We start from the raw sequence: 22,455 nt of genomic DNA, 5'->3' as shown, positions 1-22,455 counted from the left end.
ATGGCCCAATCCGTCAAAGGCACTCGTGATCTGTTTGGAAGCGAACTGGACTGGTTCCAGCGTATCGAGGATACCGTAAGGCGGGCCTTCCACAGGCACGGCTATTCGGAGATCCGCACCCCCATCCTGGAGGAGATCGAGGTCTTCAAGCGCAGCGTCGGGGAAAGCAGCGACATCGTCCACAAGGAAATGTACGATTTCCTGGACAAGGGCAAGCGCCACGTGGCCATGCGCCCCGAGAACACCGCCGGGGTGGTTCGGGCCGCCATCCAGCACCAGCTCCTGGCCACAAGCGACCCCCAGCTCCTCTACTACATCGGCCCCATGTTCCGCTACGAGCGCATGCAGGCGGGACGCTACCGGCAGTTCTGGCAGATCGGCGCCGAGAGTTTCCAGGTGTCCACCCCGGAATCCGAGGCCGAATCCCTGGTCATGCTCTACGACTTCCTGCGGGAGCTGGGCCTGAGCCAGCTCACCTTCAGCATCAATTCCGTGGGCACCCCCGAGTGCCGCCCCGCCTTCCACGAGGCCTTCCGGGCCTTCTTCCGCACCCGGGAGGCGGAGTTCTGCGAGGACTGCCACCGCCGCATCGAGGAGAACCCCCTGCGGGTGCTGGACTGCAAGAACGCGCGGTGCCAGGCGGCCCTGGAAGGCCACCCCGTGCTGGTGGACTTCCTGGACCCCGCCTCCCTGGAGCACCACCGGCGCCTGAAGGAGATCCTCACGGCCCTCGGCCTGCCCTTCGAGGAGAACCCGCGCCTGGTACGCGGCCTGGACTACTACACCCGCACGGCCTTCGAAGTGCTGTCCACGGACCTGGGGGCCCAGTCGGCCCTCCTGGGGGGTGGGCGGTACGACGGTCTCGTGAAGCAGCTCGGCGGCCCCCAGGTGGCGGCCTTCGGGTGGTCCATCGGCCTGGACCGCCTGGTGACCCTCATGCAGCAGCTCCACGGCAAGGCCCCCCGCCAGGCCCCGCCCGTGCTCATCCCCCTGGGCCCCGCGGCGACCCTCAAGGCCCTGTCCCTGGCCCGGACCTGGTGGGCCGCCGGCCTGGACGTGATCCTGGAGACCCGGGGCGTCAAGCTCAAGAACGCCCTCACCACCGCCAACCGCCAGGGGGCGCCTCTGGCCCTGATCCTGGGCGACGGGGAACTGGAGCAGGGGGTGGTGGCCGTGAAGGACCTGGCCGCCGGAACCCAGGAGACCTGGGCCCTGGACACGGTCCAGGAACGGCTGGCGGACCGCAGGGGCTGAGACCGCCCCCGGGGCATCCTGAAATGGCAGGCTAATCGTCACCTTGACGCCTGGGCGGGGTCCGCCTCCCGGGGGGAAGCCTTGGAATTCCAAACAAATAATAAATATTTAATGCGGTAGTATTCATCTTTGCAAACCCCGCGCCGGGGCGCCGGCCGGCCGCCTGCGGGCGATCCGGACTTGCAAAATGAAACATTATAGCTATTACGATGCCAATGGGACTCAGTCTTCGCCGAACTTGTCTCGATTAAGCATTAACCAATGGCGGATATTCCGCGGATGGTTGGAAATTCCAATTAATTCGCGCGGGTTCTGGCCTTCGGGGATGAACCGCTTCTGGAAGGCGATTGAAACTAATCATTAAAACTTCATTGACAAGCGCCCATTTGGGAAGACAATTCATAACGTTGGGTCCCTCATCAACCGGAGGTTTGAGAAATGTCTAACTCATCAGAAACGGGATTGGCGGTTTCCAATATCGGAATGCTGATCGTGTCGGCCCGGCGCTCCATTCGACAACTCGTGGCGGGAAAGGTGGTTCCGCTGGATCTCACCCCGCACCACTTCTGGATGCTCCTGGTCATCGCCAAGGCGGCGCCCCTGTCCCTGGGCGAGCTGGCCCGGGCCATGTGGATGGACAACCCCACCGTCTCCCGCATGGTGCAGCAGATGACCCAGCGGGGCTACCTCACGGTGGGTCCCGATCCCAACCACGGCCGCCGCATCCGCATCCGCCTCACCCCGGAGGGCGTCGCCCTCAACGAGAACCTGGTGGAGATCTCCGAGGGCCTCCGCGGCCAGGCCGAGAAGAACATGACCGACGAGGAGACCGCCACCCTGCGGGACCTGCTCTGCAAGTACATCCGGAACCTCGATGTGATGGTCGCCAACGATCTGCCCGGCGTGCCCATCCGTCCCCACCACGCCCCCGAGGCGCCCGGGAAGCTGCCCTCCGTCTCCTGAGGCCGCGCGTCACCAAGCCTTGAGAAACCGGCCTCCGGGTGCGATTCTAGTAGGCTATGAAACTCGATCGCCTCGACGACTTCCAACGTACCCACCGCAACGGCGATCTGCGCCTCCCGGACGCAGGGAGGCAGGTGCGGCTCCTGGGCTGGTGCAAACGGGTGCGGAACCTGGGGTCCCTGGTCTTCCTCGACCTGCGGGACCGCTGGGGTCTGGTGCAGCTGGTGGCCAACGAGACCGAGGTGGCCCCCGAGCTCCTGGCCCGCCTCAAGGAGGTGCGCAGCGAGTTCGTGCTGGCCGCCGAGGGCGTGGTGGCCGAACGGGAGCAGAAGAACCCCAACATGCCCACCGGCGACATCGAGGTGCGGCTCACCAGCCTGCGCATCCTCAACACCGCCCAGACCCCCCCCATCCCCCTGGACGAATCCGCCGAGGCCAACGAGGACCTGCGCCTGAAGTGGCGCTTCCTGGACCTTCGCCGGGAGAGCCTCCAGCGCAGCCTCGTCCTGCGAAGCGACGTGGCCCACCTCATCCGGTCCTATTTCCGCAGGCACGACTTCGTGGAATTCGAGACCCCCATCCTGGGCAAGTCCACCCCCGAAGGGGCCCGGGACTACCTGGTGCCCTCCCGGGTCCACCAGGGCGAGTTCTTCGCCCTCCCCCAGTCGCCCCAGCTGTACAAGCAGCTCCTCCAGGTGGCGGGCTTCGAACGTTACGTTCAGATCTGCCGCTGCTTCCGGGACGAGGACCTGCGCGCCGACCGCCAGCCCGAGTTCACCCAGGTGGACGTGGAGATGAGCTTCGTGCGGGCCCAGGATATCCAGGACATCATGGAGCCCCTCCTGGTGGAACTGGCCGCCCTGGTGGGCCGCGAGGTGACGGCCCCCTTCCCGCGGCTGCCCTACCGGGACGCCATGGAGTGGTACGGTTCCGACAAGCCCGACACCCGCTGCAAGGTGAAGATCCAGGACGTGACGGCCCTCTTCGCGGAGAGCGGCTTCAACCTCTTCCGGGCGGCTTCCGAGAGCGGCGGCCAGCGTCGCGTGCGGGCGCTGTTCTTCGAGGGGCCCCAGGCGGGGGCCTTCAGCCGCAAGCAGCTGGATGACCTCCAGGACGTGGCCAAGCACCTGGGGGCCGGCGGCCTCCCCTACGCCAAGTGGGGCAAGGACGGCTTCGCCTCCAGCTTCAAGAAGTTCGTGGATCCCGCCCTGGAGGCGGCCCTCAAGGCGGCCCTGGGCGTCACCGGCGAAGGCTTGGCGGTGTTCGCGGTGGGGCCGGACGACCAAACGTCCAAGGTCCTGGGCGAGGTGCGCCTGCGCCTGGCCCGGTCCATGGGGCTCATCGATGAATCCAAGTTCGAATTCCTGTGGGTCGTCGACTTCCCCCTGCTGGAATGGAGCGAGGAGGCGGGGCGCTTCATCGCCTGCCACCACCCCTTCACCAGCCCCCACCCCGAGGACCTGGACCTCCTGGAATCGGACCCCGGCCGGTGCCGGGCCCAGGCCTACGATGTCATCCTCAACGGCTTCGAACTGGGCGGCGGCTCCATCCGCATCCACGACGCCGAGACCCAGAGCCGCATGTTCCGGGCCATCGGCATGAGCGAAAGCCTGGCCCAGGAGCAGTTCGGATTCCTGCTCAACGCCCTGTCCTACGGCGCCCCGCCCCACGGCGGCATCGCCCTGGGCCTGGACCGCCTGGTGATGCTCCTGGTGGGCGCCACCAACATCCGGGAGGTCATCGCCTTCCCCAAGACCGCCCAGGCCCGCTGCCTCATGACCAGCGCCCCCTCCCCGGTGGACCCCCGCCAGCTGAAGGACCTGCGCATCCAGATCGAGCAGGCCCAACAGTGGAAGGCCGGCGTCATGTTCTTCGAGAGCGTGCCCGCCGAGTTCCAGGCCCCCCTGGGCGCCCTGCGCACCCTCACGGCCAACGCCCCCACCTCCACCAGCACCCTGGTGCTGGACGGCGAAGTGGTCAAGGTGGAAACCACCACCCTCTAGTCATACGTGTCCCAGACGTTCGCCCTGTTTCGCCATCGCCGCAGACCTGCCGAAGGCCCGGTTCGAGACGAGGTCGCTTTGCTAATTGGCGTTGGCGCGATCCAATGCCCTCCTCGCAGCTCTCGAAGCGAGGCCCTGAGGTGGGTCGGGGCCAATAGGTGAAAACACAGGCCCGACCACGGGGTGAGAGCCTTCCGTTGCTGCGGGCTTGGCCCGCAGCAACGAACCGGGGCGAACGTCCGGGACATGTGCGATTACGTAGACAGGCTCCTGCCCTGCGGTCATACTCCGATCCATGACGTCGTTCGCCTTCAACCCCGCCCCTTCCCCTCGCCCTAGCGTGGCGGGTGGTGGCCCCGGGACCGACTGAACCGTTTCCCGATCCGCTTTCAACCCGCCCCCGGCCGAAACCCGGGGGCTTTTCGTATCCGGAGGAAGACATGACGACGCGGCTGGCCATCATCGGCTTCGGCACCATGGGCCAGGCCATCACCGGCGGGCTGGTGGAGGCCGCGGGCTACCCTCCGGAAGGGATCACCGCCTCCGGCAAGGGCAAGGGGGGCAGGGCCCGGGCCCAGGCCCTGGGGGTGGGCTGGGCCGCCACCGCGGCCGAGGCTGCGCGGGGGGCGGAGGCGGTGGTCCTCTGCGTGAAGCCCAAGGACCTGGGACCGCTCCTGGAGTCCCTGGCCGCGGCGGGGGCCCTGGACCACAAGCCCCTGGTGGTCTCCATCGCCGCCGGCACGGACCTGGCCTTCCTGGAAGCCCGGGTCCCCGGGGGCACCCCGGTCATCCGGGCCATGCCCAACACGCCCTGCAGCATCCGCATGGGCACCATCGTGCTGGCCCCCGGCGCCCACGCGGGGGAGGAGCACCTGGCCCTGGCCCGCACCCTCTTCGAACCCCTGGGGGCGGTGCTGGATCTGGACGAGCACCACATGGACGCCGTCACGGGCCTTTCGGCCAGCGGGCCCGCCTTCATCTTCGTGATCCTCGAGGCCCTGGCCGAAGGCGGCGTGCAGTGCGGCCTGCCCCGGGGCGTGGCGGTGGAGCTGGCCGCGCGCATGACGGTGGGCGCGGCCTCCATGGTGCTCCAGACCGGGCGCCACCCCGCGGCCCTCAAGGACGAGGTGACCACCCCCGCCGGGTGCACCATCGCGGGGCTCCTGGCCCTGGAGGACGGGCGCATCCGCTCCGTCCTCGCCCGGGGCATCGAACGTGCCTCCCAGGTGGCCAGCGGGCTGGGCCGATGAAAAGGTCCGCCCCCCAGCGCATCGTGGTCAAGGCCGGCACCCAGGTGCTGCTTTCGGAGGACGGCTTCCCGTCCCTGGGAAGGATCTTCGCCCTGGTGGAATCCCTGGCGTCCCTGCGCCGCCAGGGGCGGGACGTGCTCCTGGTGAGCTCGGGCGCCGTGGGCCTGGGGGCCCGGCGCCTGGGGATCCCCACCCGGCCCGGCACCCTCTCCCTGCAGCAGGCCTGCGCCGCCGTGGGGCAGGGGGAGCTCATGGCCCTCTACCAGTCCGCCTTCGGGCGCCTGGACACGGTGTGCGCCCAGGTGCTCCTCACCCAGGAGGACTTCTCCGATCCCGAGCGGCGCGCCAATCTCCGGGCGACGCTGGAAAGGCTCCTGAAGATGGGCGTGATCCCCATCATCAACGAGAACGACACCGTCGCGACCCTGGAGCTGGGCCGCATCAAGGTCTTCGGAGACAACGACAAGCTGGGCGCCCTGGTGGCCGCGGGCCTGGGTGCGGACCTCCTGCTGATCCTCTCGGACGTGGACGGCCTCCACGAGCGCAACCCCCACCAGGACCCCGGCGCCCCCCTCCTGCGGGAGGTGGCGGCCATCACCCCGGAGATCCTGGCCCGGGCCCAGGGGAGCGGGTCCCGGGGGCGGGGCGGCATGGCCACCAAGCTGGAATCCGCGCGCCTGTGCATGGAATCCGGCGTGGCCGTGGTCATCGCCCGGGGGGAAGGCACCGGCACCCTGGAGCGCGTGGTTTCGGGCGAGGCCCACTGCACCCGCTTCCTGGCGGGTCCCCGGCCCAAGGGCGATCCCCTGGGCCCCTGGCTGAAGGAGGCCGGATCATGAGCACCGTGCGCCACATGGCCCGCCAGGCCCGGGCCGCCTCGAACCTCCTGGGGGTCGCCTCCGCCGGGGCCCGGGACGGGGTGCTGCGGCGCGCCGCCGCCGCCCTGCGCTCGGCCTGCCCGGAACTCCTGGAGGCCAACGCCCGGGACCTGGACGGGGCCCGGGCGCTCCTGGCCGCGGGCGAACTGGACGCCTCGGCCTTCCAGCGGCTGAAGGTGGACGCCGCGAAGGTGGAGGAGATGGCCCGGGGCCTGGAGGCCGTGGCCGGGCTGCGGGATCCCCTGGGGCGCGTGGACCTGCGCCGCCTCCTGGACGAGGGCCTGGAACTCCAGCGCGTGAGCGTGCCCCTGGGGGTGCTGGCCGTGATCTTCGAAAGTCGGCCCGACGCCGCCGTGCAGATCGGGGCCCTGGCCATCAAGAGCGGCAACGCCGCCCTCCTCAAGGGGGGCCGCGAGGCCGCCGCCTCCGTGCGGGCCCTGGTGGACATCCTGAGGCGGTGCCTGGAGGAGGAAGGCCTGCCCGGGGACGCCCTGCAGGTGCTCCAGGACCGCGCCGACGTGGACGCGCTCCTGGCCCTGGACGGGGACGTGGACCTGGTCATCCCGAGGGGATCCTCCGCCCTGGTGCGATCCATCAAGGCCCGCACCCGCATCCCCGTGCTCGGCCACGCCGAGGGGGTCTGCCACCTCTACATCGACGCGGCCGCGGACCCCGCCATGGCCGTGGCCCTGGCCCGGGACGGCAAGCTCCAGTACCCAGCCGCCTGCAACGCCACCGAGACCGTCCTCCTGCACCGGGACTGCGCGCCCGTGATCCTGCCCCTCCTCGCCCGGGGCCTGCCCGGCACGGAGCTGCGCGGGTGCCCGCGCTGCCGGGCCCTCCTGCCGGACCTGGTCCCCGCCTCGGAGGCGGACTGGGACGCGGAGTACGGCGCGCCCATCCTCGCCCTGCGCGTCGTGGACGACCTGGACGCGGCCCTGGCCCACATCCGCGCCCACGGCAGCGCCCACACCGAGGCCATCGTCACGGAGGATCCCGACGCCGCCGCGCGGTTCCTGCGGGAAGTGGACGCCGCGGGGGTCTACCACAACGCCTCCACCCGCTTCGCGGACGGCTACCGCTACGGGTTCGGCGCCGAGGTGGGCATCAGCACCTCCCGCATCCACGCCCGGGGCCCCGTGGGCATCGAGGGGCTGGTCACCGTCAAGTACCTCTTGCGGGGCCACGGCCAGATCGTGGCGGACTACGCCGGCCCCGGGGGCCGGCCCTTCCTGCATCGGGACCTCAGTCCAGGGACCTGACCTTCACGAACCAGGGGGAACCGCCGACGGGGTTCTTCGTGCGCACCACCCCGCCCACCATCCCGGGCTGGTGTTCGCCCGGGAACTGGACGACGTAGGCGCACTGACCCAGGGCGCCGCCCGCGGCCCGGGTGGCGTCCCGGAACCCCTGGCCATCGGTGCCCGTGACCACCTCCACCTCGTACGAGAAGGCGGGGGCCGCCTCGTTCCAGGGGTTCCGGCCGGGCTGGGCCCTCAGCCCCGCCTCCAGGCCCGCCTTGATCTCCTGGGGGGCGCGGTCCTTGAGCCGGTCGAAATCCCCCGCCAGGGCGTACAGCCCCGAATCCAGGTTGGCGATGGCGGCCTTGTCCCGGGCCCGCTCCCGCTGGCCGAGGAAGGCCGGGATGGCGATGGCGCTGACGATGCCCAGGAGCGCGAGCAGGGGCAGGACGCACAGGGCGATGATGGCCATCACCAGCCCCCCGTTGCCGGGCTTGCGGTAGGTCCCGGGGTTCTCCCGCGCCATGCGCGAGGCCTTCTGGTTCTGCACGATGGCCGCGATGGCCAGGGCCAGGGCCACGGGAAAGCACAGGCACATGGAGAGGAGGGCCCAGAGCCCGCAGTGGAAGGCTGCTCGGCTCCCGGGCGCCTCCGCCGGGCCGGAGGCCGGAGGGGGCGGCGGCGTGGGCGCGTCCAGGAGGGTCCCCGCCGGGACCCAGCCCGCCAGGTGGGAGGCCCACAGCAGGCTCTGGGGGCCGATGACGCCGCTGCGGTAGGCGGCCTCGATCTCCGCCCAGGAAACGGGTCCCGTCCTGTCCTGGCCTCCGGCCGAGTAGTACCATGCGACGTCCACGTCCGGGCCTCCTTTTCCGGAAATGATACCTAAGCCGCCCCTTCTTATATCTGGGCAAATCGCCGGGAATCACCTGTCGAATTCGAACAGTCCCCTCTTTCATCCCCTCCATCCTGTGCATCCGGTTCATCCCTGTTCCCGCAGGGCCAGCGATGAGGTGGGGCGGCGCGTCGTTGATCTGCATGCGCCGACCCGTCCCTGCTCTGGCCCTGCGGAAACAGGGATGAACGCCGATTGATGGGATGAAATGGGATCCGCACAGCCTGGAAGAGCCCCTTCATCGCGGTTTCAAGGAACCTGGGGCTTGCCGACGCCCACTTAGAACCGGTAAGTGAACCCGAACCCCAGCGTGCGCGCCCTGATGCTCCGGCTGAGGGGGGAGAAGCTGTACCTGCCTTCCCACCCCAGGGATTCGGTGATGCGCAGGCCCGCCCCCGCGGACAGGCCCAGGCGCGTGGTGTCGCCGGAGCCGGTGCCCACGGTCTGGTTCGACCAGCGGAGCACCGCGGCCCCGCCCACCAGGTACACCGCGTTCAGCCGCCCCGGGAGCCACTTCAGGTAGTCGCAGCCCACGCCCAGGCTGGAGGTCCTGTTCTCCACGCCCGCGAGCTTGAAGGCGGGGAAGAAGAGGAGGTCGGCCCGGGGCCGCAGGTTGTCGCCGTTGGCCAGGGCCACCTCGGTGTGGATGCCCAGGCCGTAGCCCAGCCTGCCGCCGGAGGCCTCGCGCAGGTCCCCCTGGGGGGAGGCCAGCTGGAGCTGCACCCGCAGGTCCCCGCCCGCGAGGGCGGCGCCGCAGGCCAGGAGGAGGATCGTCGTGCGCATGCGGGTGCCCCTCATCCCATGACCTTGTAGCGGTGGCCCTTGTTGTCGGTGGCGATGCCCATGATGCCCCGCCGGTCGCCCCGGAAGATGAACACGCCGTCGATGACGGTGCCCTTGCTCCCGTAGAGGAGGAACATCCCGTAGGTGCCCGCCAGGGACTCCATGTCCACCCCGTAGCCGGCGCCCCAGCTCCACCGCGCCGCCAGCGCGTCAGCGGGGGTGGAGGGAAGCGAAGCCCAGGTGCCCGCGGCCTTTTCGGCGGTGCGGGCCATGGTCACCCATTCGCCCTGGAACTTCTCCCCGCCGGTGGCGCTGCACTGCAGCACGCCCCTGGAACGGCCGGGGTCCCGGGTGACGGAATCGCAGCGCATGAGGTTGGAGCCCGAGAGATCGTACAGATTGATGGTCCCGGGCACTGGCACGGCGCAGGCCGTCAGGGCCAGGAGCGGCAGGGCGATGCCCGCGCGGTGGAGGCCCCTTCCGGGGCCGGGTCCTCTTCGCCTTCCCATGGTGTCATCTCCCATCCGGAGCACGGCTCCAGGATCCATGCAGCAAAGGGTCTGCCGCTTCGCCTGGGCGCGGGCGGGGCCGCCGCCCATCGGCGCGGGAAGGATGCCGGATGGGATGGGAGGGAGGGTGAACGTTCCCGCCGCCGCCGAACGGCGCGGGCATCCGCCGGCATTCTTCCGACACAGCCGCGGTTCAGCCCTCCGGCACCACGGGCAGCATCCACCGGTACCCCTCCCGGTCCAGGGTCTGGATGAAGGGGGACTTGTCCGAGTCCCCGAGCTTCTTGCGCAGGGTGCCGATGTGCACGTCCACGGTCCTGGGCATGGGCTTGCCGTCGGGGTCCCAGGCCATGTTGAGCAGCTCCTGGCGGCTGTTGATCCTGCCGGGGTTCGACACCAGCACTTCCAGCAGGCGGAACTCCCGCAGCGTGAGGTTCAGGTCGGAGCGTCCCCGGTGCACGACCAGTTGCAGGAGGTTGATGCGGAAGGGCCCGCTGCGCAGCACCCGGGGCTGGGCCTCCAGGTTGTGGGTCCTGCGAAGGATGGCGTGGATGCGGGCGATGAGCTCGAGGACGGAGAAGGGTTTCCCCAGGTAGTCGTCGGCTCCCCGGGAGAGCCCCTGGATGCGGTCGGCGTCCCCGGTGCGGGCGGTGAGGATGAGGATGGGCACCGCGTCGTGGCGGCGGCGGAGAATGTGGAGCACCTCGAAGCCGCCCACCTTGGGGAGCATGAGATCGAGCACGATGAGATCGGCCGGGTCCCGCTCCTGGATCGCCAGGCCCGTGGCGCCGTCGCCCGTGGCCTCCACCCGGAACCCCGCGGCCTCCAGGTTCAGCGTGAGCATCTCCGCGATCTCGGGTTCGTCCTCGATGACGAGGATGCGGTTGGGTGGAAACGGTTTGACTGCCATGATCAAAGATTAAGCACAAAGGGGCCCCTGCGCGCACCCCTTCCGCGAGCCGCACCGGGCCTGCACGCTCTTTTCCGGAAGGTCGGGTCCGAAAGATCCCTAATTCGTTTTCGCACTAAGGTTACGAACGCATCGAGCCCGGCTAATAAATGGAATGTTCTTTTGTCTGCCTTAACTGGACCCGGCCTTCCCGGAAGGCAAGGATCAGACAAGCCAAAAATCATTCCAACCACTTTCCGGGAGCCCGCACATGACCAACCGTCATTCAATCTGGGAAACGGGGCGCATCGCCGCCCTGCTCGTGGCGTCATCGGGGCTGCTCTTCAGCCAGAGCAGCTCGGTCGGCAACATCATGGGAACGGTGAAAGGTCCCGACGGGAAGGTCGTCAACGGCGCCCTGGTGCAGGCCCTCACCTCCCGCGGCGTGCAGGAGCTGCGCACCAACAACCGCGGCGAATTCATCTTCCGGCAGATGGTCCCGGGCAGCGTGCGCATCAAGGTCTCCGCCCCCGGCACCTCCGGCTTCGATTCGGCCCTGACGGTGGTCGCCAACCAGACCAACCGCATGGACATCAAGCTCGGCGCCCAGGGCATCACCGTGGAGGTGGTGGACAGCCGCGGCCTCGAGACCATCGACACCGCCCAGGCCACCACCGGCCTGGTGCTCACCATGACCGAGATCAGCGATCTGCCCATCTACTACATGGGCACGAACCGCCTGGACGCCACCACCTTCCGGGCCCCGGGATCGGTGATGGACTCCATCCACGGCACCGACGCCCAGAACAACACCTACGTGGTGGACGGCGTGGCCGCCTCCGACGCCAACTACGGCGGCAAGATCGTCCTTCTCAACAACGATTTCATCGACCAGGTGCAGGTGCTCACCAGCGGCGTCTCCGCCAAGTACGGCCGCTTCACCGGGGGCGTGCTGAACGTCACCACCAAGAGCGGGACCAACGAATTCTCCGGCTCCAGCCGCTTCGAGATCACCAACGACAAGTGGAATTCCAAGTACCGCATGCCCGGGGTGGCCTACTACTACTCCAACCTCTACCACTACCCCCTCACCTGGTCCCCGGTCGCCGATCACCACCAGACCATCCAGAGCTACACCCTCACGGGCCCCATCATCAAGGACAAGCTCTTCTTCGCGGTGGCCTACCAGACCAACAGTCCCGAGACGCGCATCGTGTCCAAGACCCAGCCCTCCATGGGCGCCGAGGTGCCCTACACCATCGTCCGGGATTCCTACCTGCTGGACGCCAAGATCGACTGGCAGGTGAGCCTCAGCCACCGGCTGTCGGCGGAAATGAACGAATCCAATTCCAGGGACCTGAACGGCATTTCCAACGGCAACGTGACGACCCTGGAAACCCTCAGCGGTCTCACCAAGACGAAGAAGGGCTACCACTCCCTGGGTTACCTCGCCCAGCTCACGTCCTCCCTGGCCCTGGACGTCAAGCTCAACGACGCCTATTCCAGGAGCGGCGGCACCGGCACCGGTCCCACCGGCGGCAAGATCAAGCCCACCTGGAAGGAGCTGGAATCCAGCGATGTCCTGGACAACGGCTACGGCTCCGACAACCAGGACGATAGCCACACCAAGACCGGCGGAATCAACCTGACCTGGATGGTGGAAGCCATGGGCACGCACGACGTGGAGGGCGGCCTCCAGTTCTACCATTTCACCCGCACCGGGGCGGCCTCCCCTACGCCGTCCAACTATGAGATCGTGTTCCGGAACTATCTGCCCGGAGCCACCTCGATCAGCCTCGCCAACCGCGGCCTCACCGCGTTCAACGCCACCGATACCGCCCTGTACCAGTACTTCCCCACCTCGGGCGAGGCCGACACGAAGGTGAACAGCCTCTACGTGAACGATGTGTGGAAGGTCAATGACAACTGGTCCTTCAACCTCGGCCTGCGCTTCGACACGTACAAGAGCGCCAACAACCCCGAGAACATCACCTACTCCTTCCAGAGCCTGGCGCCCCGCCTGGGAGCGAGCTACGACCTCAAGGGCGACAAGGTCCATGTGTTCCGTGGCGGCCTGGCCCAGTACTCCGGAATGATCAACCAGGGCAACCTGAGGACGGCCACCGTGACGTCGGCGCCCATCACCCGCGAGTACGTGTACGTGGGCACGGGGGGGGCCAACCAGGGCAATGGCCTGGATGCCCTTCTGGCCGATGGATCCGTCAACTGGGCAGCCTGGGGCAACATGGCCGGCAGGACCGGGGCCGCCAACCCCAACAAGGTCACCGACCCCCTCCTGAACCGCAACGTCTTCGTGGATCCCAACATCAAGGCCCCCCGGACGCTGGAGGCGACCTTCGGCTACACCTACACAAGCGCCGTCCAGAATCTTTCGGTCACCTTCGTCCGGCGGTGGAACGACCAGTTCCTGGACGATTACTGCTACGGAAACGGCATGGCCCCGGGGATCGCGAAGATCGTCATCAAGAACGACCCCAACGCCAAGCAGGACTACTACGGCGTGGAGATGTCCTACCGGCGGCGCATCGGGGAGGACTTCACCGTGGGCGGCAACGCCACGTGGAGCCGGACTTTCGAGAACGCCGGCGTGAACCTGGGCGGCGCCACCTCCCAGTCCAACGACTTCGGCACCGGGAACATCCCCACCAGCCAGCTCAACCCCACGGGCCCCGCCCCTGGCCTGGACGTGCCCGTGATGATCAACGCCGACGCCAACTACCGAATCGTCCTGGGGCGCGGAACCGTGAACCTGGGCCTGGTGGGCACCTACAAGTCCGGAACGGCGGTGTCCTTCCGCTCGGGCACCGCCCAGACCACCCTGGACCTGCAGAACCAGGGCTATGCTTCCTCCTACACCCGCTACTTCCCCGAAATGGGCGTCCTGCGCCAGCCCGAAGTGTGGACCCTGGACCTCCAGACCGGATACGAACACAAGCTCGTGGGCAAGACCCTGATCTACGGGAAGGCCAACATCATCAACGTCCTGAACCGGGTGCGCTACATGACCCGGGACACCAGCGGCACCGTCGTCAGCCAGGGCATGACCTTCCCGCACGCCCCCAGCGCGCCCGATGGTTCGCTGGCCACCAACGTCTTCAATCCCAATCCCACCTACGGCCTGGGGCAGGGCAACACCTTCCCCCGCATGGTCCAGGTCATCCTGGGCATGAAGTTCTGATCCCCGATCGCCGCTAGAATGGAGTCCATGCCTTCGGTCCAGGTCTGCCGGCCCAGATCCCGCCGCTTGCGGTGGCGGCCCCTGCGCGGCTACGGGAAGCTCCTGTCGCCGCCGGTGCTGCTGGGGATCTGGGCCCTGGCGGCGGTCCTGAGCGCCTTCCTCCCCGGCATGTACACGAGCCACCGCATGGGCGTGGCCGCGCAGGCCTGGGAGGGCCTGGCCCACGAAGGGGGCAAGGCCGTCGTCAAGGCCTGGACCCAGGCCCTGCCCATCCCGGCCTTCACCCGGGGCGACGAGGCGGAACTGCGACAGGCGCTGGAGGAGGACAGCCTCCTCCACGCCGTCGCGGATCCGGCCAAGGGCGAGGTGTGGATCCGGGAGGGGAGCCGCCTCCGCCCCGCCGGGGAGGAATCCGCGCGCCTCCTGCGCTGGGCCCGGGAGGCCCAGGCCTCCGGGGCCCCCACCTGGCTCCCCCCGGTCCAGGACAACCCCCGCGCCACCGACGAGGCCGTGCTCGGCCTGGCCGCGGGGCGGTGGTGGGAATTCAAGGTATGGCGCCCCTCCGCCCCGGCCACGGAACGGTTCCTGAAATCCGTGACCGGCGACAGGGCCCCCTTCCGCTTCGCGCTCACGCGCTACGGACGGGACCCCATCATGGGGCGCAAGAACACCGAAGCAGGCGGTCTTCCCCGCCGGAGCTGGCTGCTCCCGGTGACCAAGCCCACGTTCTACGCCCTTTTCCCGGACCTCAGCCTCGCCTTCGGCGACCCCTGGGTCGTGGGCATCCTGGCCACCCCGGCCCAGGACGCCCTCATGGCCCACGAGCTGCGCACCTGGACCCGCACGGCCTGGACGGTCCACGCCGCCTTCGTCCTGCTCCTGGGCCTGGGGTGTCTGCTCCACCTGTACGTCAGCCGGCGGGACCGCCTCCGGGCCGACCAGCTGGCCTTCCTCGCCCACAGCCTCAAGACCCCCCTCACGGTGCTGAAGCTCCGCTGCGACACCGTGCGCAACGCCGGGTTGTCCAAGGAGGTGCAGGATTCCCTCCTGGCGCGCATCGGCGACGAGGTGGACAAGCTCGTGAAGATCATCGAAGCGGGCCTGGAAGGGGTGAGGCCCGAAGGCCGGGAGCCGGTGCTGCAGACCGTGGACGCCGCCTTCTTCCAGCGGCTCGCGGAACAGATGGAGCCCATCTTCGCAGGCGAAGGAAGGCCCCTGAGCCTCGACGTGGAGGACGTCGCCTTCCAGGTTTCCGGGGACGCCCTGCAGCCCGCCCTCAACACCCTCCTGGAGAACGCCCTGCTCCACGGCGCGGGCGCCACGCGCCTCCGGGTGCAGCGCCGCCGGAACCTGGTGGAGATCCAGGTGCACGACGAGGGCCCCGGCATCCCCGCCCACAAGCTGGGCGCCCTCGCCGGCGCGGCGCCCAACGCCGGCGCGGGCCAGGGCGTGGGGATCTTCCTCCTCAACCAGATGGCGGCCCACGAAGGGTGGGGGCTCCGTTTCGATTCCATGGGCGAAGGCTTCTCGGCGGTCCTGGAGATTCCCGCCTGACCGGAAACCCGCTCCCCACGGGCATCCGCACACCATCAAAGCACCCGGTATAACTCTGCACTTTCTTTTCCGGACTTGACTGGGCGAGCCCCTCGCCCCGGGCGATCCTGGGCCTGGGCCCCGGTGTCCGCGCACCTGTTCATCCATCCATGGAGCAAGGCATGAAACGCATCCTCAAGAACCTCCTCCTCTGCGGCATGGCGGCCCTCGCCGGCAGCCTCGCCGCGGCCGATCCCGCCGATCTGCGGATCGGCGATCCCGCCCCCTCCATCGCCTCCGCCGCCTGGATCAAGGGAACGCCCGTGAAGGCCTTCCAGAAGGGCCAGGTGTACGTGGTGGAGTTCTGGGCCACCTGGTGCGGCCCCTGCAAGGAGAACATCCCCCACCTCACCAGCCTGGCCAAGGCCTACAAGGGCAAGGCCACGGTGCTGGGCATCAACATCTGGGAGAGCCAGAAGGAGGGCGGCGGCAACACGCTGCCCCGGGTCAAGGCCTTCGTGAAGGCCCAGGGCGCGAGGATGGGCTACCGGGTCGCCGCCGACGGCCCCGACGCCGCCATCGCCAACGGCTGGATGAAGGCCGCCGGGGAGAACGGCATCCCCTGCTCCTTCCTGGTGGACCGGGAGGGCCGCGTGGCCTGGATCGGCCACCCCGAGGCCATGAAGGCCGCCCTGGACGAGGTGCTCGCCGGCAGCTACGACATCGCTTCCGCCCGCGCCCGCCGCGAGACGGAAATGGAGATCACCCGGCCCATCGGCGTGGCCATGGCCGCCAAGGACTACCCCCGGGCCGTCAAGGTCATCGAAGCCGCCATGGAGAAGCGCCCGAAGCTGAAGTACTCCCTGGCCTACCAGCACCTGGTGGCCCTGTACCACGCCGACCTGGACCGCGGCATCAAGGTGTCCCGGGGCATCCTCGAGGAATCCAACCACGAGCAGGGCGCCTACTACATGATGATGGCCGTCTTCGCCGTGGAGACCGACCTCTCCCCGGCCGCCTACGAATTCGGCAAGAGCATCGCCAAGGAGGTCGAGACCCGCGGCCTCGGCAACTACATGTTCACCGCCATGAAGGCCGAGCTGTACGCCCATTCCGGCGCCCCCAAGGAGGCCCTGGCCTTCTGCGAGGAGGCCCTCGCCGCGGCGGAGAAGGACCCCCACGCCACCCCCGCCAACCTCAAGCTGATCCGCAAGAACCTGGCGAAGTTGAAGGAGATCCAGTAGGGTCCCAGAATGGAAGGGTGAAGGACCCCACCAGCCCACCCCCCCTCCCGACCCCTCCGCCGGAGATCCTGGGCATCCCCATGGACGCCCAGGATTTCGCGGCTCCCCTGAGGCCCGCGGATCTGCCCCCCCGGGCCGGCACCCTGCGCCAGCAGGCCGCCGCCATCCTCCGGCAGGCCGGCTGGGACCTGCCCCCCTGTCCGATCCTCTGGTCCCCCCGCATGAACCGCTGCGCCGGCCTCTTCGTGGTGGAAAAGGACCGCCGCGGCGTCTGGCGCCCCGAGATCCGCCTCTCCATCCCCCTCCTGCGCCGCCGGGACTGGCCCTGGCCCCAGCAGGTGTGCGGCATCAACTGCCGCAACCCCGAAGAGATCGTCCAGCGGATCCTCGAACACGAGCTCATCCACTACAAGCTCTGGAAGGACGGCGTGGACTGGGGCCACACGGAGCGCTTCCGGGAACTGGCCTGGGCCGCGTTCAGCCACCAGAGCATCACCCACGGAATCGGCGCGGAAGCCTAGGGTGGGTCGGCAGACCCCAGCTGCCTTGAAGCCGTGATGAAGGGGCAGTTCCAGGTTGAGGCGATCCCCGTTCATCCCATCCATCGGCGTTCATCCGTGCGCCACGAAAGGCGCTTCATCTCCCAGGAGGTCCAAATAAAACAACCTGAGAGATAGCAGCTGTGCTGCATGAGAGATGGGGGTAGGCCCCCCGGGGTCGGGCTGCAGGGCCAGATCCCAAACCACCGGGCGCTGCGTGGGGGTGACACCCCAGGTGGTGAGCGGACCCGGAAAAGGCGGGGGAACCCCCGTCAGGTAGGGACAGGGAAGGCGAACAAAAGTGAACCGCTGATGAGGCGTCGAAAGAGATCAAAAGCCATCGAAACCAGGCTCCGGATGAAGTCCTGGGACCAAGCCCGGAAGGGACCTGCTTACGGTCCGGGCGGTGGCCGGCGTAGAAGCGGCGCGAGCCCTGTCCAGGCTCTTGTGTGGAACGTGGGAACCGAGCGTCCCGATGCCAAGGGAGAAGTCCGAGGGGTAGTCCCCCGTAGGGCGAGAGTACCGAAGCGGGGCGCCGGGGCGGACCGGTCCGTAGTAGCGACGATGCCCGGTAATGCGGGTGGAGCCAAGGGACCGGCCTGTCCGGCTTCAAATGCGGGTCAACCCTCCGGGGGAAGAGCACGTGTCTGAAGCGAAGCCTTACAGCATTTCCAGGGAACAGGTCGCCGAGGCATGGCGTCTGGTCCGGGCCAACCGGGGAGCAGGGGGCGTGGATGGAGAAACCCTGTCGATGTTTGACAAGGATCTGGAGGGCAACCTCTACAAGATCTGGAATCGGATGTCGTCGGGCAGCTACTTCCCGCCGCCGGTGAAGCGGGTGGAGATTCCCAAAAAGGACGGCCGGACGAGACCCTTGGGCATTCCGACCGTGGCGGACCGAGTGGCCCAGATGGTAGCCAAGCAGGTATTGGAGCCTTTGGTGGAACCCATGTTCCACGAGGACTCCTACGGCTATCGGCCGGGTCGTTCGGCACTGGATGCCGTAGCAAAGGCAAGGGAGCGCTGCTGGCGCCTGGACTGGGTCATCGATCTGGATATCAAAGGATTCTTTGATAACCTGCCGCATGACCTGATCCTCAAGGCGGTTCGGCACCATACCGAGTCGGATTCGGCCCTGAAGTGGATCCCCCTGTACGTGGAACGGTGGCTCAAGGCCCCGGCCCAACGGGAGGACGGAACCCTGCAGGAACGGACGGCGGGAACGCCGCAGGGCGGGGTGATCAGCCCATTGCTGGCCAACCTGTTCATGCACTATGCGTTCGATGCCTGGATGGGGCGGGTCTTTCCGAACGTCCCGTTCGAGCGGTATGCCGACGATGCGGTGATCCATTGCGTGAGCCTGGCCCAGGCCAAATACGTCCTGGAAGGGGTGCGCAGGCGATTGAAGGACAAGGGGCTGGAACTCCACCCGGAGAAAACGAAGATCGTCTACTGTAAGGACGATTCGCGCCCGGGGGACCATGACCACACGGCCTTCGACTTCCTGAGCTACACCTTTCGGGGGCGGTCGGTGAAGACCCGGGACGGAAAGCTCTTTGTGGGCTTCAATCCGGCCATGAGCGACAAGGCGAAGAAGGCCGCTCGGGAAGCCATCCGGGAGTGGAAACTGACGACGAAGATGAACACCAAGACCCTGAGCGAGCTTGCCTCGTTCATCAATCCCATCGTCAGGGGATGGGTCAACTACTATGGGCGGTTCCACCGCTCGGAGTGCCTGGAACTTCTCGACTACCTGAATCTGGTCCTGGCCCGCTGGGCCAAACGGAAATACAAGCGGTTCCACCGGGACTGGACGGCAGCCTTTCGTTGGTTGGGCGACATTGCCCACCAGCGGCAAGAAGGGCTGTTCTACCACTGGACCCTGGGAATACGACCTGGAGGCTGGGCAGGACGAGCCGGATGAGGTGAGAGTCTCACGTCCGGATCCGTGAGGGCGCGGGGGGGCAGTTCCCCCGCGCTACTCGACCCGTTCCCGCAGGGCCAAGGCCGGGATGGGCCGGCGCATGCGGATCAACGCGCGCCGACCCACACCGCAGCTGGCCCTGCGGGAACCGGGATGAACTGGATCCAGGGGGAAGAGCAGGATAAAGAACGCCGGGTCAAGGCTGGAGTCAGATCACCGAGATCAACCCCGGCTCCTAGTCGATATCCCCCGCCGTCTTCAGCAGCCGCTTTTCCGCCAGCCGCAGCCAGTGCTCCGCGGCCAGGACGCCCTCGCCGTGGTGGATGCGCTGGAAGTGGCCCAGGAGGTGGCGGATGGTGCGGGGGATGGCGGGGGCGAAGTGGGGCTTGCCGCGGTGCACCACCTGGTTGCCAAAGGTGCCCAGGGTCTTGAGGTTGCGCTGGATGGCGCTGAGGTTGAGCTCCTCCCAGAGGAGGGTCTCGCTCCAGCCCAGTTCCTCCTCCACGCTGTGGACCAGGATGGCGCGGGCCTCCTCGGACCAGTCCCAGTACCCGTCGAAGAGGATGGAGGCCAGGTCGTAGGTGGCCGCGCCCTTGCGGGCATCCTGGAAATCCAGGGTCACGAGGCGGTCGCCGTGCACCATGAGGTTGCGCACGTGGAAGTCCCGGTGGGACAGGGAGTGGGTTCGGGACTCCAGGCCGTTGTGCACGTCCTCCATCATGCGGTCCAGCCACATGGGGGCGTCCTTGCCCAGGAAGTCCGCGAAGAAGTTCTTCTTGCAGAACTCCCACTCGAACTGGAACTTGGCGTGGTCGAAGCGGCGCAGCATGAAGAAGGCCCGGGGCGGGGCGCCCTCGGTGAGCAGGCCCAGCCAGGTGGCGAGGAGGCCTCCCACCTCCCGGGCCCAGCGCCGCTCCTCCTCGGGGTGGGCGATGAGGCGGGTCTCCAGGGTGGCGGGGCCCAGGTCCTCCACGAGCATGGCGCGCAGCTCGTCGTCGAACTGGATGATGGTGGCCACGCGCACCACCGGATCCAGGTAGGCCTGGAGGGCGCGGTACTCGAAGTAGGAATCCTCGGTGCCGCCGGGGTCCGCGGGGGGGTAGAGGACCACCAGGGCGCTGCCCAGGTGGGGGTGGTCCACGCGGAAGTACTGGCGCAGGCCGGCGTCCCCGGCCAGGAGGACCGGGTTCCTGCATCCCCAGCGATCGAGGACGGACTGGAGTTGAGTTTTCATCGATACAGTCTATAGCGCGAGGCGCACCAGGTGTCCCCCTTCCTGGAACCAGAACGCATCCTGGTCCCGGAAGGCGGGGTGGAGCCGGGCCCCCGGGCCCAGGACGCAGCGGCGAAGGGATCCAACCGGGCTGGCCTCCGGATGGACGTAGCAGCCGGGAATACGGCCCTCGGCCCCGGGGGCCACCCGGGCTGCGGCCTCGATGAGCTGGTCCGGGGAGCCGATCTCGTAAAAGGGGAAGGGGTCCACCACCACCCCGAAGGCCCGGTCCAGGCGGGCCAGGACCTGGGTCTTCACGTCCGCGGGGCCCTCGTCGGGCAGGAGGGCCAGGGCCCGGCGGCTCCAGAAGGCGGGGCCCACGAAGTGGTAGGGTCCGTCCCCGGTGCGCCCGGGGGGGAGGATGCGGCCCTCCGGGCTGAGCCACACGGGATTCCAGGGGCCCCCCGGGTGGGGGATGAGCAGCCAGCTGAGGTCCGAGCCCAGGGCCCGGTGGCGCTCCCGGAAGGCCTCCCAGGGGGGATCGGCCAGGATATCCCCGTTCCACACCGCCAGTTCGTCCGCGGCCCGGTCCCGCACGTGGCGCAGGCCCCCGGCGGTGCCCAGCAGGACGGGCTCCGGGCACACCTCGATGCCCGTGTCCCGGGTGGCCTCCCGGATGCGGTCCGGGAGCACGTGGGCATTGCAGGCCAGATGGCGGATCCCCGCCCGGCGCAGGCCGTCAGCCGCCAGGGCGATGAGCGGGCGGCCGTTGAAGGGCCAGGCCGGCTTGGGCAGGGCCCGGGACAGGGGCCCCATTCGCGTGCCCAGCCCCGCCGCCAGGATGAACCCGTCAATCGTCAAGGGGCTCCCCGGTGGCCACGGGTTTCAGGAGGAACTTCCGGGGGGCCATGCCCCGCATCTCCAGCACGCGGATCCGCCAGCCGTGGATGCGCAGCTCGTCGCCGGCGCGCAGGATCCGCCCCAGCCGCTCCTGGAAGAGGCCCCCCAGGCTCACGGACCCCTTCTCCACCTCCAGGTGGAGCCCCAGGTGGTCCTCCAGGGCCTCCAGGCTGACGGTGCCCTGGGCCAGCCAGGCCCCGCCCCGGGTGCGGCGGAGGTCGATCACCTCCCGGTCGAATTCGTCCTGGATCTCGCCCACAAGCTCCTCCAGCACGTCCTCCAGGGTCACCAGGCCGTCCACGCCGCCGTGCTCGTTCACCACCAGGGCCAGGTGCTGCTTCTGCTTCTGGAAGTCCAGGAGCAGGTCCTGGATGAGGCGCATCTCCGGCACCAGGAAGGCCGCCCGCGCCAGGCTCCGGAGATCCACCTCCGGGCCCTGGTCGTTGAGGGCCCACAGCAGGTCGCGCAGGTGGATGACGCCCACCACGTGGTCCAGGTCCCCGTCCACCAGCGGAAGGCGCGTGTTGGTGCAGCTCCGGGCCAGGGCCAGGTTCTCCTCGAAGGTGCGCTGAAGGTCGAAGTAGACCACCTGCGCCCGGGGCACCGCGACCTCCTTGACGGTGCGCTTGGAGAAATCGAAGAGATTCTCGATGAGGTCCTTGCGGGAGGTTTCCAGCTCGCTCTTGGTGAGCATGCGCCGGAACTCCTCCTCCGTGGGGGCGTGGTCCACGGCCGCGGGGATGCCCAGGAACCGTTCCAGCCCGTGGGTGATGCCCGTCAGGGTCCGGGTCACGGGGAAGATGGCCTGGGACCAGAAGAGGAGGGGCCCCGCGGTGCGCAGGGCCCAGGCTTCCGCGGAGCGCAGGGCGATGCCCCGGGGCAGCAGTTCGGCCAGCACCACCTGGAGCAGGGTGATCGCCAGGATGCCCATGAACGAGCCCAGCAGGAGCCCCGTGCGGGGCCATGGCACCGCGCCGAAGAGCGCCTGGAACCCCTTGACGAAGATGTCCTCGCCCACCGCGCCGAGGCTGATGGTCAGGAGCGTGATGGCCACCTGGATGCTGGAGAGGTGGCGGTCCAGGTTGCGGTGCACCTCCAGGGCCTGGGCCGCCCGGGGGTCGGCGTCCAGGAGGGCCTCCAACTGGGTGCCCCGCACCCGCACCGCCGCGAATTCGGCGCATACGAAGAACCCCGTGGCGAGAATGAGCGCCGGGGTGGCGATCAGGGCGCTGGTGTGCACG

Annotated in this window: 18 protein-coding genes; 11 read left to right on the top strand and 7 right to left on the bottom strand. The window is 68.5% G+C overall.

What is annotated here, in order from left to right:
* The 6 genes from hisS to R2J76_RS19845 all read left to right on the top strand — a co-directional run bounded on the left by hisS (window position 1) and on the right by R2J76_RS19845 (window position 7,610).
* Entirely contained in the window at window positions 1-1,254 is a 1,254-nt protein-coding gene (hisS, locus tag R2J76_RS19870; protein WP_316413404.1) for a histidine--tRNA ligase, read from the top strand.
* 534 nt (window positions 1,255-1,788) lie between these two features.
* Window positions 1,789-2,217: a MarR family winged helix-turn-helix transcriptional regulator gene (locus R2J76_RS19865; protein ID WP_316413403.1), complete on the top strand. Its 429-nt coding sequence runs from the start codon at window positions 1,789-1,791 to the stop codon at window positions 2,215-2,217.
* A gap of 56 nt (window positions 2,218-2,273) precedes the next feature.
* Window positions 2,274-4,220 carry an aspartate--tRNA ligase gene (gene aspS / locus R2J76_RS19860; protein WP_316413402.1) on the top strand — a complete coding sequence of 649 codons (1,947 nt, stop codon included), beginning with the start codon at window positions 2,274-2,276 and terminating at the stop codon, window positions 4,218-4,220.
* Between the two features lie 440 nt (window positions 4,221-4,660).
* Window positions 4,661-5,470 (top strand): pyrroline-5-carboxylate reductase, encoded by an 810-nt coding sequence (gene proC, locus R2J76_RS19855; RefSeq protein WP_316413401.1) that lies wholly within the window; start codon window positions 4,661-4,663, stop codon window positions 5,468-5,470.
* Window positions 5,467-6,309 (top strand): glutamate 5-kinase, encoded by an 843-nt coding sequence (proB, locus tag R2J76_RS19850; RefSeq protein WP_316413400.1) that lies wholly within the window; start codon window positions 5,467-5,469, stop codon window positions 6,307-6,309. The genes proC and proB overlap by 4 nt, the downstream gene beginning before the upstream one ends.
* A complete protein-coding gene (locus tag R2J76_RS19845; RefSeq protein ID WP_316413399.1) occupies window positions 6,306-7,610 on the top strand; it encodes a glutamate-5-semialdehyde dehydrogenase in 1,305 nt (434 codons plus the stop codon). Before proB ends, R2J76_RS19845 begins: the two co-directional genes overlap by 4 nt.
* On the opposite strand, the gene R2J76_RS19840 is transcribed toward R2J76_RS19845, so the two are convergent.
* The 4 genes from R2J76_RS19840 to R2J76_RS19825 form a co-directional block, all read right to left on the bottom strand.
* On the bottom strand, window positions 7,594-8,442 hold the full coding sequence (locus R2J76_RS19840; protein ID WP_316413398.1) for a DUF4339 domain-containing protein: 849 nt from the start codon (window positions 8,440-8,442) through the stop codon (window positions 7,594-7,596). The two genes, R2J76_RS19845 and R2J76_RS19840, sit on opposite strands and share 17 nt — an antisense overlap.
* Before the next feature lie 318 nt (window positions 8,443-8,760).
* The gene (locus R2J76_RS19835) at window positions 8,761-9,264 is read right to left on the bottom strand and encodes a hypothetical protein (RefSeq protein WP_316413397.1); all 504 of its coding nucleotides are present in this window, start codon (window positions 9,262-9,264) and stop codon (window positions 8,761-8,763) included.
* A gap of 11 nt (window positions 9,265-9,275) precedes the next feature.
* Window positions 9,276-9,773, bottom strand: a complete 498-nt coding sequence (locus tag R2J76_RS19830; protein ID WP_316413396.1) for a hypothetical protein — start codon at window positions 9,771-9,773, stop codon at window positions 9,276-9,278.
* 193 nt (window positions 9,774-9,966) lie between these two features.
* On the bottom strand, window positions 9,967-10,683 hold the full coding sequence (locus tag R2J76_RS19825; RefSeq protein WP_316413395.1) for a response regulator transcription factor: 717 nt from the start codon (window positions 10,681-10,683) through the stop codon (window positions 9,967-9,969).
* A gap of 250 nt (window positions 10,684-10,933) precedes the next feature.
* On the opposite strand from R2J76_RS19825, the gene R2J76_RS19820 reads away from it, so the two are divergent.
* The 5 genes from R2J76_RS19820 to ltrA all read left to right on the top strand — a co-directional run bounded on the left by R2J76_RS19820 (window position 10,934) and on the right by ltrA (window position 19,101).
* On the top strand, window positions 10,934-13,861 hold the full coding sequence (locus R2J76_RS19820) for a TonB-dependent receptor (RefSeq protein ID WP_316413394.1): 2,928 nt from the start codon (window positions 10,934-10,936) through the stop codon (window positions 13,859-13,861).
* A gap of 27 nt (window positions 13,862-13,888) precedes the next feature.
* Window positions 13,889-15,415 carry a HAMP domain-containing sensor histidine kinase gene (locus R2J76_RS19815; RefSeq protein WP_316413393.1) on the top strand — a complete coding sequence of 509 codons (1,527 nt, stop codon included), beginning with the start codon at window positions 13,889-13,891 and terminating at the stop codon, window positions 15,413-15,415.
* 161 nt (window positions 15,416-15,576) lie between these two features.
* Window positions 15,577-16,638, top strand: a complete 1,062-nt coding sequence (locus R2J76_RS19810; RefSeq protein ID WP_316413392.1) for a TlpA disulfide reductase family protein — start codon at window positions 15,577-15,579, stop codon at window positions 16,636-16,638.
* A 17-nt stretch (window positions 16,639-16,655) separates the two neighbouring features.
* Window positions 16,656-17,159, top strand: coding sequence for a hypothetical protein (locus R2J76_RS19805; protein ID WP_316413391.1), 504 nt, complete (start codon window positions 16,656-16,658; stop codon window positions 17,157-17,159).
* A 661-nt stretch (window positions 17,160-17,820) separates the two neighbouring features.
* On the top strand, window positions 17,821-19,101 hold the full coding sequence (gene ltrA, locus R2J76_RS19800) for a group II intron reverse transcriptase/maturase (RefSeq protein ID WP_316411877.1): 1,281 nt from the start codon (window positions 17,821-17,823) through the stop codon (window positions 19,099-19,101).
* 235 nt (window positions 19,102-19,336) lie between these two features.
* Here ltrA and R2J76_RS19795 read toward each other — a convergent pair whose 3' ends face one another.
* From R2J76_RS19795 to R2J76_RS19785, 3 genes are read right to left on the bottom strand one after another with little or no spacing between them, the layout of a single operon-like run.
* The gene (locus tag R2J76_RS19795; protein ID WP_316413389.1) at window positions 19,337-20,335 is read right to left on the bottom strand and encodes a phosphotransferase; all 999 of its coding nucleotides are present in this window, start codon (window positions 20,333-20,335) and stop codon (window positions 19,337-19,339) included.
* Window positions 20,336-20,344: 9 nt separating this feature from the next.
* A complete protein-coding gene (locus tag R2J76_RS19790) occupies window positions 20,345-21,175 on the bottom strand; it encodes an NTP transferase domain-containing protein (protein ID WP_316413388.1) in 831 nt (276 codons plus the stop codon).
* Window positions 21,165-22,454, bottom strand: a complete 1,290-nt coding sequence (locus R2J76_RS19785; protein WP_316413387.1) for a hemolysin family protein — start codon at window positions 22,452-22,454, stop codon at window positions 21,165-21,167. Before R2J76_RS19785 ends, R2J76_RS19790 begins: the two co-directional genes overlap by 11 nt.
* Between the last annotated feature and the right edge of the window lies 1 nt (window position 22,455).

The organism is Mesoterricola silvestris, assembly GCF_030295405.1.
Taxonomy (GTDB): domain Bacteria; phylum Acidobacteriota; class Holophagae; order Holophagales; family Holophagaceae; genus Mesoterricola; species Mesoterricola silvestris.
The sequence above is the reverse complement of the archived record's forward strand: the minus strand, read 5'-3'. Positions and strand labels throughout refer to the sequence as shown.

What these genes read in the sequence shown, in the direction of transcription:
- hisS (WP_316413404.1), top strand. Translation starts at nt 1, where the DNA reads ATGGCCCAATCCGTCAAAGGCACTCGTGATCTGTTTGGAAGCGAACTG.
- aspS (WP_316413402.1), top strand. Translation starts at nt 2,274, where the DNA reads ATGAAACTCGATCGCCTCGACGACTTCCAACGTACCCACCGCAACGGC.
- proC (WP_316413401.1), top strand. Translation starts at nt 4,661, where the DNA reads ATGACGACGCGGCTGGCCATCATCGGCTTCGGCACCATGGGCCAGGCC.
- proB (WP_316413400.1), top strand. Translation starts at nt 5,467, where the DNA reads ATGAAAAGGTCCGCCCCCCAGCGCATCGTGGTCAAGGCCGGCACCCAG.
- R2J76_RS19845 (WP_316413399.1), top strand. Translation starts at nt 6,306, where the DNA reads ATGAGCACCGTGCGCCACATGGCCCGCCAGGCCCGGGCCGCCTCGAAC.
- R2J76_RS19835 (WP_316413397.1), bottom strand. Translation starts at nt 9,264, where the DNA reads ATGCGCACGACGATCCTCCTCCTGGCCTGCGGCGCCGCCCTCGCGGGC.
- R2J76_RS19830 (WP_316413396.1), bottom strand. Translation starts at nt 9,773, where the DNA reads ATGGGAAGGCGAAGAGGACCCGGCCCCGGAAGGGGCCTCCACCGCGCG.
- R2J76_RS19825 (WP_316413395.1), bottom strand. Translation starts at nt 10,683, where the DNA reads ATGGCAGTCAAACCGTTTCCACCCAACCGCATCCTCGTCATCGAGGAC.
- R2J76_RS19820 (WP_316413394.1), top strand. Translation starts at nt 10,934, where the DNA reads ATGACCAACCGTCATTCAATCTGGGAAACGGGGCGCATCGCCGCCCTG.
- R2J76_RS19815 (WP_316413393.1), top strand. Translation starts at nt 13,889, where the DNA reads ATGCCTTCGGTCCAGGTCTGCCGGCCCAGATCCCGCCGCTTGCGGTGG.
- R2J76_RS19810 (WP_316413392.1), top strand. Translation starts at nt 15,577, where the DNA reads ATGAAACGCATCCTCAAGAACCTCCTCCTCTGCGGCATGGCGGCCCTC.
- R2J76_RS19795 (WP_316413389.1), bottom strand. Translation starts at nt 20,335, where the DNA reads ATGAAAACTCAACTCCAGTCCGTCCTCGATCGCTGGGGATGCAGGAAC.